This is a genomic window from Flaviramulus multivorans (assembly GCF_021728415.1).
Classification (GTDB): domain Bacteria; phylum Bacteroidota; class Bacteroidia; order Flavobacteriales; family Flavobacteriaceae; genus Sabulilitoribacter; species Sabulilitoribacter multivorans.
Window position 1 is genome coordinate 234008 of sequence record NZ_JAKKDV010000005.1, and the last position, 13996, is coordinate 248003.

7 protein-coding genes are annotated in these 13996 nt (G+C 33.6%); 6 read left to right on the forward strand and 1 reads right to left on the reverse strand.

Annotated features, from left to right (window positions below; genetic code table 11):
- The first annotated feature begins 172 nt into the window (after nucleotides 1-172).
- From L3X39_RS12540 to L3X39_RS12560, 5 genes are all read left to right on the forward strand, one after another.
- A complete protein-coding gene (locus tag L3X39_RS12540; RefSeq protein WP_237232191.1) occupies nucleotides 173-3076 on the forward strand; it encodes a SusC/RagA family TonB-linked outer membrane protein in 2904 nt (967 codons plus the stop codon).
- A 31-nt stretch (nucleotides 3077-3107) separates the two neighbouring features.
- A complete protein-coding gene (locus L3X39_RS12545; RefSeq protein WP_237232193.1) occupies nucleotides 3108-4697 on the forward strand; it encodes a RagB/SusD family nutrient uptake outer membrane protein in 1590 nt (529 codons plus the stop codon).
- Nucleotides 4698-4713: 16 nt separating this feature from the next.
- Nucleotides 4714-6054, forward strand: a complete 1341-nt coding sequence (locus L3X39_RS12550) for a SusE domain-containing protein (protein WP_237232195.1) — start codon at nucleotides 4714-4716, stop codon at nucleotides 6052-6054.
- A 63-nt stretch (nucleotides 6055-6117) separates the two neighbouring features.
- Nucleotides 6118-9015: an alpha-amylase family glycosyl hydrolase gene (locus tag L3X39_RS12555; protein ID WP_237232197.1), complete on the forward strand. Its 2898-nt coding sequence runs from the start codon at nucleotides 6118-6120 to the stop codon at nucleotides 9013-9015.
- Between the two features lie 11 nt (nucleotides 9016-9026).
- Entirely contained in the window at nucleotides 9027-9953 is a 927-nt protein-coding gene (locus L3X39_RS12560) for a T9SS type A sorting domain-containing protein (RefSeq protein ID WP_237232199.1), read from the forward strand.
- A gap of 67 nt (nucleotides 9954-10020) precedes the next feature.
- On the opposite strand, the gene L3X39_RS12565 is transcribed toward L3X39_RS12560, so the two are convergent.
- Nucleotides 10021-11124 carry a glycoside hydrolase family 53 protein gene (locus L3X39_RS12565; RefSeq protein ID WP_237232200.1) on the reverse strand — a complete coding sequence of 368 codons (1104 nt, stop codon included), beginning with the start codon at nucleotides 11122-11124 and terminating at the stop codon, nucleotides 10021-10023.
- An 864-nt stretch (nucleotides 11125-11988) separates the two neighbouring features.
- Between L3X39_RS12565 and L3X39_RS12575 the strand changes: the two genes are divergently transcribed.
- Complete coding sequence (locus L3X39_RS12575) at nucleotides 11989-13959, forward strand: endonuclease (protein WP_237232203.1); 1971 nt, start codon at nucleotides 11989-11991, stop codon at nucleotides 13957-13959.
- Nucleotides 13960-13996: the final 37 nt, after the last annotated feature.

The window sequence follows — 13996 nt, forward strand, 5'->3', positions numbered from 1 at the left end:
ATATGTTTTTGTCAGTATTTCATACGAATTGCAGAAAAGTTTTCAACACGAAAACGTTTTCGCAAATAATTTCGTAATCCTAAATGATTTTTTTACAAATGCTTTATATAGATTTGGATTGAGAAGTGAAAATATAACAAACTAATTAAACACTTAAATTAAACTAATTTGTATGAAAAGAAACACTAAAAGTTTACTGTTTTTCATGCTTATTTTTCCTGTTTTTATATTTGGGCAAAATACGCTGAAAGGTAAGGTAATAGAACAGTCGACCTCTATTCCGCTTCCTGGTGTTAATGTTGTTATAAAAGGAACAACAACAGGAACTTCAACTGATTTTGATGGAAACTATCAAATAGATGTTCAAAATGGAGATGTTATTGTATTCACATATATTGGCTACCAAGCTCAAGAAATTACTTATGTGGGTCAAGCAACTTTGAATGTTCAGTTAATTGAAGATACATCACAACTTGATGAAGTTGTGATTATCGGGTATGGTGCAACTACAATTAAAGATGCCACTGGCTCGTTAGACCGGATTGATTCTGAAGAATTTAATAGAGGAGCCATAGTGTCTCCAGAAAACCTTTTAGCTGGTAAATCTGCAGGGGTTAGAATTACCACTTCGTCAGGTTCTCCAGGTGCTGGTGCAGAAATCAGAATTAGAAATGGGGGCTCATTAAGTGCCAACAATAGCCCATTAATCGTTGTTGATGGTATTCCATTAAGTGGCGGTAGCTTAAATGCTATCAACCCTAACGAAATTGAAAGCTATACAGTATTAAAAGATGCTTCCGCTACAGCTATTTATGGTTCAAGAGCAACAGCTGGTGTTGTAATTATAACTACTAAAAAAGGTAAAACAAAGGCACCTTTAAAAGTAGAGTACGATATACAAGCATCGTTTGGGAAAATTATCGATAAAATTGATGTTTTAAGTGCGTCACAATTAAGACAATATGTTATTGATAACGGTGAGGATCCTAGTTTTTTAGGAAATGCTAATACAGATTGGCAAGATGAAATTTATGAAACCGCTGAAGGAGCTATTCATAATTTAACTTTAACCAAAGGTTTTAAAAACGGATCGTTAAGAACTAATTACAACTTATCGAATCAGAATGGTCTTTTAATGACCTCGCAGTATAGAAGAAATGCTATTAACATTAATTTTGAGCATAGATTTTTAGAAGATCATTTAAAGGTAAATGTTACGTCAAAGGGAAGTTTGGTAGATAACCGTTTTGCAAATGAAGGTGCTATTGGTAGTGCTTTATTCTTCGACCCAACACAACCCGTAGAAGGAAATTATGGGGGCTATTTTGAATTTGAAGATGCCGATGGGGTAGCAAATCTTGCTCCAAGAAATCCAGTGTCATTATTAGAATTAAATGATAATAGACAAAGAGCTAAAAGAAATATTTCCAACATTCAGTTAGATTATAAATTCCATTTTTTACCTGAATTAAGATTAAATGTGAATGCTGGTTTTGATTATGAAGAATATGATGGTAGATATTTTTCGGATGGTAGGGCTGGGTTTAATAATCTAAATTCTGGACAATTCCCAAGCTTAGGAACTTATAATGGAATAAATAAAAACAGACTATTAGATTTCTACCTTAATTATAAAGAAGATTTTGAAGGGTCACTTTTATCGGGGATTGATATGACTGCAGGTCATACTTACCAGAGATTTTATAATATTGGAGATAGTAGAAACAGAAACACTGCAACAGGAGCTTTTGAGGTGCCTTTAGCTCCTATACCTTTTCAATTAATTTTAGAGTCCTACTTTGCTAGAGCAAATTTCACTTTAGATAAGAAATACATTTTCACAGCAACTTACAGACGTGATATTTCATCTCGTTTTTCAAAAGAAAACAGAAATGCTGATTTCCCATCCGCAGCTTTTTCTTGGTTAGCTTCTGATGAGGATTTCTTAAAGGATTCTAAAGTAATTTCAAACTTAAAATTACGATTAAGTTGGGGTGTTACTGGTCAGCAAGATATTGGTGGATCTTTCCCATATTTAGGTGTTTATTCTAGAGGCGATATTAGATCTCAATACCAGTTTGGACAAAACTTTATACCAACTATCAGACCAGAAGGTTATAATGAAGACATCAAATGGGAAGAAGCTACCATGTACAATGCAGGTATTGATTATGGGCTTTTTGATAATAAAATATCGGGTACTTTAGACTTTTATTATAGAAAGAATAAAGACTTGTTACAATACTCTCAAGTTCCAGGTGGTAGTAACTTAGAAAACTTTTTAGACCAAAATGTTGGTGAAACGGTGAGTAGAGGTATTGAAATTGGTTTAAATGCTACACCATTTAAATCAAAAGATTTTACATGGGATGTAAGTGCTAACTTTACTTTGAGTGATGTAGAAATTACGAAACTTACATTAACAGATGATCCTAATTTCCCTGGACAACCTTTAGGAGGAATTTCTGGAGGAGTTGGAAACACCATACAAATTAATGCTTTAAATGCAGAACCAGGTAGTTTTTATGTTTATAAACAAGTTGTCGACACCAATGGAAATCCGCTTGAGGGAGTATATGTAGATTTAAACGGTGATAATGTCATTAACGATAGCGACAAGTACAGGTTCCAATCTGGAACACCAGATGCTTTCTTTGGTTTTACGTCTAGTATGAACTATAAGAATTTCGATTTTAACTTTACACTCAGAGGTAGTTTAGGTAATTATATGTATAATAACTTTAGATCTGCTAACGGTTACGGACAAGCAATTTTAAACCAAATTGGTGATTATTACGGAAATGGTAGCGTAGACGTATTAAATACTGGTTTTGAAAATAATCAACAATTTTCAGACCTATACGTTGAAAATGCTTCTTTTATGAAATTAGATAACGTATCTTTAGGCTACACAGTTCCATTTGAGAAGGTAACATTCCGCGCTACTCTAATAGCTCAGAATGTATTCACTGTTACGAATTATTCTGGTTTAGACCCAGAAATTTCGGGAGGTATAGACAATAATATTTATCCTAAACCAAGAACCTATTCTTTAGGATTAAATTTTGCTTTTTAAAAAAATAAAATCAACTATAAAAGAAAATAATATGTTAAACAATTTAAAGAAAGTATTGTTTTTGTTTTTTGGTGTTACAATCATGGTTTCATGTACAGGTGAAATAGACGATTTAAAACCAATAAATCAAGAAACATCTGCTTCGGTTTTTGATAACCCAGAAGCTTATAAATCTTTTTTAGCTAAAATTTATGCAGGTATAGCAATTAGTGGTCAACAAGGGCCTGCAGGAAATCCTGACCTCGCAGGATTGGACGAAGGGTTTTCTAACTACCTTCGATTGTATTGGAAACTTCAAGAATTAACAACTGATGAGGCTCTAATAGGATGGAATGACGGCACTATTAAAGATCTTCATTACCAAAACTGGACTCCAGGAAATGAATTTATTCGAACCATGTATGATAGAATTTTATATCAAATTGCATTGGCCAACGAATTTTTGCGACAAACATCTGATGGCGTTTTAGACTCAAGAGGTGTTGATGCTAACTTAAAGGCAGAGATTCAAACTTACAGAGCTGAAGCAAGGTTTATGAGAGCTTTAAGCTATTATCATGCATTAGATTTTTATCGTAATGTTCCGTTTACAACAGAAGAAGATCCCATAGGAGCGTTTTTGCCAAATCAAACAAATGGTCAAGATTTGTTCAGCTATATTGAATCAGAATTAATCGATATTGATGCAGATTTAATGGCTCCAGGACAAAACGAATATGCTCGTGCTGATAAGGCAGCTGCTTGGATGTTGTTATCAAAATTGTATTTAAATGCTGAGGTTTATACAGGAACTGCAAGATATAGTGATGCTAGAATTCAAGCAGAGAAAGTGATAAGTTCGGGCGTGTATAGTTTAGAGCCAAATTATGAATATTTGTTTTTGGCGGATAATCACTTATCAAATGAAATCATTTTCCCGATAGCTTTTGATGGCTTAAATACGCAAGCCTACGGAGGAATGACATTTTTAGTTCATGCTCCTGTTGGAGGAAGTATGTCTCCTGCCGATTTTGGAGTTAGCGGAGGATGGGCCGGAGTAAGAACAACCAGTGCATTTGTTGAAAAATTTCCAGGTATGGAAAACTCAGCTGATGGAAGAGAGTTATTTTATACAGCAGGTCAAACTTTAGAAATTGAGAATGTTTCTAGATTTACAGATGGTTTTGCCATTGCTAAGTATAAAAACCTAGACAGATCTGGTACCCCAGGTTCAGACCCATCGGGAGAGTTTCCAGATACCGATTTTCCAATGTTCAGGTTAGCTGAAGCTTACTTAATTTATGCTGAAGCTAATGTGAAAGGTGGAGGAGGAGATGCTGGTACAGCTGTTGGATACATTAATTTACTAAGAGCTCGTGCTTACGGAGACTCGTCTGGGAATATTCAAGCATCCGATTTAACAGAAGATTTTATTCTTGATGAAAGAGCTCGTGAATTATATTGGGAATGTCATAGACGAACTGATTTAGTTCGTTTTGGAAAGTTTACTTCTAGTTCTGTTTGGCCTTGGAAAGGCAATGTCCCTGGAGGTACAACAACGGAGTCATTTAGAGATTTATTTCCATTACCAACGTCAGATTTGAGTGCAAATCCAAACCTTATACAAAACCCTGGTTATTAATTAAAAAAAATATAAAATGAAAAAAATTAAAATTTTATTAGTAATGATTGTAGCTATGGCTAGCTTCAATTCTTGTGAAAAAGATGAATTAGTATTTACTGCACAAGCTCCAGGCGAGTTTACTTTTACTAACAACTTTTTGTCTGAATATATATTAACATCAACAACTTCTGCTAACATAGGAGAACGTTTTACTTGGGAATCTCAAAGTTTTGATGTTGAAACTGCAGTTACTTATGAGTTACAAGGTTCAGTCTTAGGAGACTTTACAGATACGGAGGTTATTGGTAGTACATCAAGTAATGATATAGCAGTAACAGTGGGCAAACTATTATCAATGGCATCAGCTGCAGGTTTAGATAATGATCCTAATACTGAAGAGCCAAACACTGGTAGTTTGTATTTTAGACTCAGAGCTTACTCTGGAAATAGCGCGATAGAAACCTTATCCGCTGTTCAAGCTTTAACTGTTGTTCTACCTGAAATAGTTGATAATGGCGGTGGTAGTGGAATTACAATTTCATCTTGGGGAGTTGTTGGTTCTGGATATAATAACTGGGGAGCATTTGAAGATGGAAACTTCTATTCAACAGGAACCGCAGATGTATATGTAGCTTACGTAACACTGGTAGATGGTGCTATCAAGTTCAGAGAAAATAATGCTTGGGACAATAATCTAGGTGATGATGGTGCTGATGGTACTTTAGAGTCAGGTGGTGCAGATATTGTAGTAACGGCTGGAACATATAAAATCACTTTAGATTTAGGAGCAAACACTTATACTATGGAACCATATTCTTGGGGTGTTGTAGGTAGTGCTTACAATAACTGGGGAGCTGATGGTCCCGATGCGAAATTTTACTATGATTATACAACTGATACTTTTAAAGTTGGTGTAAGATTATTAGATGGTGCTATGAAAGTTAGATTTAATAATGATTGGGCTACAAATTTTGGAGATACTGGAGCAGATGGAACTTTAGACGAAGGTGGAGACGATATTGTCGTTACAGCAGGTCATTATCTAATTACAATTGATTTAAATGCTAATACATATACGGCTGTTACAACAGATGTGCCTGGTGTTGTAGGTAGTGCCTACAATAATTGGGGTGCAGATGGTCCAGATTTTAGTTTAACTGAAATTAGCGCTGGCTTATATGTTGGAGATATTATTACTTTAGTAGACGGAGCTTTTAAATTCAGAATGAATAATGATTGGGCAGTAAACTATGGTGATACAGGCGCCGATGGTACAATTGATGAAGGAGGTGATGATATTGTGGCTACAGCGGGTATGTATAGAGTAATATTAAATACAACAGAAGGAACTTATAAATTAAATCCTCTGCAGTAAATTTTTTAAACTTAACTTAAAGGGCTGAATTAAATACTCAGCCCTTTTTCAACTTTAAATAGTATGAACAAACTTTACCTAATATTAATAACCTTATTCTCTTTTAATTTCTTGGTTGGTCAGGTCACAGTGACCCCAAATCCTTTTGAAATAGATGAGTCTATAACTATCACTATCGATGCTAATAGTTCATCTACAAATTGTAATGGATTCAGTAATCCGAATAAAGTTTATGCACATTTAGGTGTGGGTGATGATAATGATGAATATGGAATAAAAGTTGTTGGAAATTGGGGGCAAGACGATGGTGTTGGCGAAATGACTAATAATGGTAACGGTACATGGAGCATTACATTCACTACAAACACTTACTTTGGTTTAACACCTGCAGAAGAAGCTAATGTTACTAAAATGGGGATGGTTTTTAGAAACGAAAACGGTAGTCAAGAATTTAAAGATACTGATTGTACAAATTTTATATTTGATGTAGGAACGTTTCAAGTAAGCTTGAGTTCACCAACTGTAAATTCTACAACTATTCTGGCATCCGGAGGCAGTTTAAGTATATCTGCATCTAATATTGGTGGAAATGCTAATTACGTCTTAAAAGCTAACGGAAGCACAATAAATACGCAGTCAAATGTTTCTTCATACAATTATAATCACACCAATATTACTAGTAATCAGAAATATGATTTAGAAGTTACTTTAGGAGGAACTACTATCACAAAGAGCTTTTCTGTATTAATAGATCCAGGTACAACTGTTGAAACTCTTACGGGTGATTACGTAGATGGTATAAATTATGACCCAAGTGATCCAACAAAAGCAACATTATTATTATATGCTAATGGTAAAGATTTTGTTTATGTAGCTGGAAGTTTCAATAATTGGCAACCAGATTCAAATTACGCTATGAAGCGTGATTATTCTAGAAATGGAAGATATTGGCTTACTTTAACAGGTTTAACACCTGGACAAATTGAAACCTATCAATATTGGGTAGTAGATAAAACACCTACAACAAACTCGCAAGCTTTAGTTGAAACGGCAGACCCGTATTCAACTTTAGTATTAAGTTATTATGACGACCCTTGGATTCCAACATCAACATATCCTAACTTACCTGCTTATCCTAATACTGGTAATCAATTTGAAGTTAGCGTATTACAAACCAATCAACCAGAATATAATTGGCAGGTTACTAACTTTAATAAGCCGAAAAAAGAGGATTTGATCGTTTACGAAGTTTTACTCCGAGATTTTGATGCTGATCGAAATTTTCAAGACATTATCGACAGAATTTCATATTTCAAAAACTTGAACATTAACGCTATTGAATTAATGCCCGTTATGGAATTTGAAGGTAATGAAAGTTGGGGATATAACACCGCTTTCCATAGAGCGCTTGACAAATACTACGGAACAGCAGAGAAGTTGAAAGAACTTGTTGACGTATGCCACCAAAACGGAATTGCAGTAATTTTAGATATTGCATTAAACCATGCATTCGGTAGAAACCCAATGGTAAGAATGTGGTGTAATGATCCTGATGGAGACGGTTATGGTGCTCCAAATACCGACAATCCATACTTAAATACTGTTCCTAGACATAGTTATAATGTTGGGAGTGACTTTAATCATCAAAGTGGTAGAACTAAAGAATATGTAAAAAGTGTTGTTAAACATTGGATTGAAGAATTTAAAATTGATGGATTTAGATGGGATTTAACCAAAGGGTTTACGCAAAATTGTACTGAGAACGACCAAACATGTACTAATAATTTACAAGCTGATAGAGTTGCTGTTTTAAAGGAATATGCAGATTACTCATGGAATTTAGACCCAACTCATTATGTGATTTTTGAGCATCTAGGTTCTGATGCAGAAGAGCAAATGTGGGCAGATTATAGAATTTCTGGTGAAGCAGATGGCATTTCGAAAGGTATAATGATGTGGAGTGAAATGTGGAATGATTATAAGTCACTCGCAAACGGTTATGCAAGTTCTTTTGATAGAATGGGGCATACCGCTCACGGATTTACTGAAAAGCGTACACTAGGATATCCTGAAAGCCATGATAAGGACAGAATTATGTATGAAATGACTACTTTCGGTAACTCTGGCACAGGGTATGACATTAAAGACCTTAATACAGCATTGGCAAGAATGTCTACATTAGGTGCTGTAACATTAACTATTCCTGGACCCAAAATGGTATGGCATTTTGCAGATTTAGGGATGGATGATTCTATTTGGCTATGTTCAGATGGGGTTACTGTTAACTCTGATTATGATGGGAATAATGACGGGGACTGTAAATTAAGTACAAAACCACAGCCTCAATGGGCTGAAAATTGGCTTGGTAATTCTAATAGAAAGCAAGTGTATGATGACTGGTCCAGATTAATTCAGTTAAAAACACAGGAAGCTGTTTTTGAAGGCGATTACACTATTGAATCTGGAACATTAACTCCCAAAATTTATGTTTTTGATAACGCACTCCCAACATCGAGTTTAAAGAATGTTGTTATTTTAGCAAATTTTGATGTAACAGCGCAAAATGTAATACCAAATTTTCCAAATACAGGCACTTGGTACGATTTAATGGATGAAACAGGTGGCACTTCCATTAATGTTACAGATACATCTAATCCTATAAACTTAAGTGCAGGTACCTTTAAGATATATGGAAATGCAGCTTCAACTTTAAACACTAGTGATATATTAGACGTGAATGATTTCACATTATATCCAAATCCTGCTGCAAATACGTTTAAAATTAATAAACCAGTTGAAACCGTATCAATTTATGATACTACAGGAAAACTAATTTCAACTTTTAAAGGTGGATTTAAAAAGAATTATGAATTTAATATTTCAAATATAACCCAAGGTCTATACATCGTAAATTTCAAAACTGATTCTACTTCTGTTTCAAAACGTTTATTAATTAACTAAACTTTAAAACTATGAAGAATTTTTACATGTTTTTATTTTTAATTTCAGCATGTTGTTTAAATGCCCAAACAACTGTTAATTATGTTCAGCAAGCAGCAAATTATAGTGCTTTTTTTGCTGATAGTGGTGGCTCATTTGATAATGGGGCTACTGAATTTGGAATGTGGGCAAATGGTGGAGGCGCAAAACAATCTGTGGCTTGGAGAAATTTCACAGAAGATGGAACTACATCTGGAACGCTATCTACCATGGCGGTTGGAGATAAATTTACTATTACAGTTTCTGCAACTCAAGCATCTTTTGGTGTAATCGGGTTAGCACTACTATCTAGCCCATCAGCAACAACAACATGGGCAGATAGAATTAATAATTATGCAGTTCAGGTGAATTTAAATGGAAATGGCGGTGCTAATGATCCTTGGGAAGTAGTTTCAAACGGTGGAACTGTAGATGCTTCAAGCATTGGTGGTTCAACAAATTATGCTGATTTTAAATTTGAGTTTACATTAAATACAGCAACCACAATGACAGTATCTATAAATGATGGTACTGAAACCTTTAATATTACATTAAACAATCAAGATATTACGGGGTATTCTGTTTATTTTGCTGATGATTGGAATGGAGCAGCTAATGCCAATATATATTGGAAGCCAACTTCTGAGTATACATATGCGTCAACTTTGCATACAGAAACATTAGATTTTGAAACAGCATATTCAATTTATCCGAATCCAGCAAAGGATTCTTTTTCTATAAGTAAGAAGGTAGATGAATTATACATTTATGATATAACTGGGAAAATTGTAAAATCATTTAAAGGGAGCTTTGATTCGGCGCATGAGTTTAATGTTTCAAGCTTACCAAAAAGCATTTACTTAATAAAAATCACAGATAATTTAGGGAATGAGACCACGGATAAGCTTTTAAAATTATAATTAACAGCTTTTGATTTATATAATAAGCCTTTCTAGTCAAATAGAAAGGCTTATTGCTTTAAATATGCTAATTTTTGGAGGCGTTATAAAATTTCATCCCTAAGTTGGCTTGATTATTATGATCGAACAAGGTCGCATTATCCCAATGAGAACCTTGTCCCCAAAGTGTGGAGCAATTTGTTGAAACCCAAGCTGGCTCCCAATAAATTAAACCTTCGCCTCCAGCTTCTAATATTTTTGCTTTTAGTGCATTTAAATAATCCAATTGTCCTTGTTGAGTAGCCGGATAGCCAGAAATTAAAGCATTAGAATCTAAAATATTATTGGCAGAATCAGCATTGTCAAGCGTAAAAGGATAAGCTGTTTCTACAATCATTAAACGTTTCTTATAAGTGCTGATCAAAGTTTTTAAAGGGTTCGCTACATTACTCAACGTGTAATCAGACCATAGTGGGTAATAGGATAAACCAATCCAATCATAGTCGGTAATACCAGCAGATGTTGCTTGCTCAAACCACCAAAGCCCATTTTCCGGTTGTGCTATGTGTAACATAACTCCAATTTCTTTGTTTTTTTCGGAAGCTATATCTCGCACCGCTTTTATGCCTTTATTTATTAACGACGCATTCCTTTCCCAGTTGATGGGTGATATTGATTCTCCTTCTTGCAAAATCATTTGATTAATTTCATTTCCAACCTGAACTATATCTGGTAAAAGATTTGAAGCAAATAAGTCGTTTAAGGTATTATATGTGTAGTTGTATAATAAATCACCTAAGGCTTCAGTATTATCAATTTCACTTAACCAAGCGGCAGGAATTTCTTGTTTAGAAGGGTCAGTCCAAGTATCAGAATAATGAAAATCTAATAATACTTGCATACCTTCTGCCTTTGCACGCTGAATAGATTTTTTAACATCTTTGTAATTTGAGTAATTTGTCCATGTTGGATTATGCCATAACCGAATACGGACTAAGTTGGTACCAGCATCGGCAAATATCTTGTAAGGGTCCTTTATGCTTGAATCAAAATCTTTGTAAATAGCACCACAATCAATCATTTCATTAACATACGATAGGTCTGCACCGTAATAAAAATCGATATTATTAGCGTTATCAGGCGGGTTTGAATCTGTAGGGTTATTTGATTCTTGAGAAGAACAAGAAATCATAAGAATCAAATTCAAAATTATAGGCAAACACTTCATTACTATAGTTTTTATATTGGAAAAATAAATTTACCACTATTTTTCAATCTTTTAGCATATAGTTTTTGAGAGGATTGCTACTGTATAATAAGAATATTGATTTAATAAGCTACGACTTGAGTAATGTTTTTTACTAATCTAAAGCGTTTTTTGTTACATAATATTTCCAACCAATGATTAGCAATTGGAATTTGGATGCTTTAGCCAAATCTAGTTGTTGCTTTGAATAGCTTGGTAAAACTATTTTATTAACCTTAGATAATAATTTGAAAATTTGCTTTTTCACTATGTATTGTTTCTAATAGGGCAAAAGTAGTAAAACTTATTCTAGACTAAGTTTTACCATTTGGTTTTTTAGAATATTGATATAATGAAGAGGATTACATCAATAACAAGTTTTGCAAGTATTATCATAATTTTGGTGTTTAAAAGGTTAGAAAAAACAGTTTTTATATCAATGTTTTTTGAAGATATGTATAACCGAATATATCCAGCAAACCTTTTTATTAAAATCTATGATTTTGAATACTAATTTGTAAATAAAAAAATCAAATAAGTTTTAATGTTTTGGATATTGTCTTCAATTAAGTTTCTATTTGTAACTATAAAATAAATAATTATTATAAATCATAATATTTGAGGGGGTTTATTTTACTTGATTTATAAAACCTAGGGAAGTTTCATTTAAAAAGTAGTGTTTTTTCAGTGTTTCATCATTTTTCAGCGTAATAAGTCTCTTTAAAAATCAAATACCAGTTGTTAATACTTTTAATAATAAAATGTAATTAGGGTTCAGTTTTCAACCGTATATTTGTAAAAATGCGCTTTATGAAAAGAATAATAGTTTTCATCGTTATGATTTTGATGTCCCAAATAGTGGTTTCACAAATTGTAATAAATGAAATTGATTGTGATACGCCTGGAGTAGATTCTATGGAGTTTGTAGAATTAAAATCAGATACTTCAAATTTTCCTCTTGATGGTTATGTTCTCGTTTTTTTTAATGGTTCTACCAATACTACAACCGGACAAGGTAGAAGTTATTTAGCACTCGATTTAGATGGTTATGTAACCGATATTAACGGATTATTGTTAATTGGGAGCAATTCTGTAAGCCCGTTACCTCAATATTTAATTCCTGAAAACACCATTCAAAATGGGGCAGATGCTGTTGCTATTTATCAGGCAGACGATTTAGATTTTGAGACGCCTACCTTAGCTTATGTAGATGAAACGCTTATTAATGTGTTGTTATATCAAACAAATGATAGTGATGGAAGCGAACTGGTAACTATTTTTTCTGATTTTGACAGTGGTATTCAAATTATAAACGAAGGAGCAGCACAAAATACAAACTCGATTCAAAGAAATAATGATGGAACTTATTTTACTGGAACTCCAACACCAAGACAATTAAATGATGGTAGTGGTGTAGTGCTTAACGGTATAGCAATAACAATTAACCAAAATCAATATAATGAGGGAGAAATTTTCGATATTACTTTTACGACTGAGCAAAATGTATCATCAACCTTAAATTTTGATATAGTTTTAGATTTTGGAACGTTTAATACGTCTGATTTTACAGGAAATACTTCGTTAACCATTCCAAGTGGACAAAATACAACGTCAACTACTATTACGCTTGTTGACGATGTCTTTGACGAAGGAGATGAGGTTTTAAAAATTAGCTACGTTAGTTTGCCATCAGAATACTTGATATTAAATAGTAATTTACAAATTAGAGTAGTTGATAACGATTTTACAATGGCGAGTTTTGGAACGCCTTTAAACCCAACTTTTGGAACTGTTACCAGTTCACAGCCCAGTGGTTATTATAATAGTCTGGATGGTTTATCTGGTTCAACTTTAAAACAAGCTTTACAGGATATTATAGCAAATCCAGCTGTGGTTAGAGCGCAAACCTATGCAGATATTATAGATATATTAAAGGAAGCGGATCAGAACCCTGCAAACAGCAATCAGGTTTGGTTAGTGTATTTAGAAGAAGGACGTGCAAAATTAGATTTTCAAACAACCTCAGATAATACAGGTAAATGGAATAGAGAACACACGTTTCCCAGGTCTTTAGCAGGATATAATGATATAGATAATGACAATATTGCAGATGGGAAAGACATTTTTTGGACTACGAAAGCAGATTCGCTACGTCATGGTAATTCTGATGGTCATGCACTTAGAGCCGCCGATGGACCAGAAAATAGCATAAGGAGTAATCAACACTATGGGCAATATACGGGTCCTTCTGGAAATGCGGGAAGTTTTTATGGAGATGTTGCTAGAAGTGTTTTATATATGGAAATTAGATATAACGGATTGCAAATTGTGAATGGGTTTCCGAGTATAATGGGGCAAATGGGAGACTTAACAACACTTCTTAATTGGCATAGAAATGATCCGCCTGATGATTTTGAAATGAATAGAAACAATGTGGTTTATACTTGGCAGTTTAATAGAAACCCTTTTATTGACCAACCAGATTTAGTTGAATATATTTGGGGAAATATGGTTGGAGAAGTTTGGAATCAATCCCTAAGTGTTAAAGAAGACAATGATTTAAAAGTTCAAATTTATCCAAACCCAAGTCATAGCGATGTTTTTATTAAAGGACTTAAAAATGAGGCTCTAATAGAAGTATTTTCGATGGATGGGAAAAAGATAAAATCTATTAATAATTTTGAAAACAATTCTATAAAATTAAATCTTACTACAGGGATGTATTTTTTAAAAATAGAATCTGAAAATAAATCAACTATTAAAAAAATTGTGATTATTTAAAAGTGTTATAATATCATAAAAAAACCTCAAACATTTA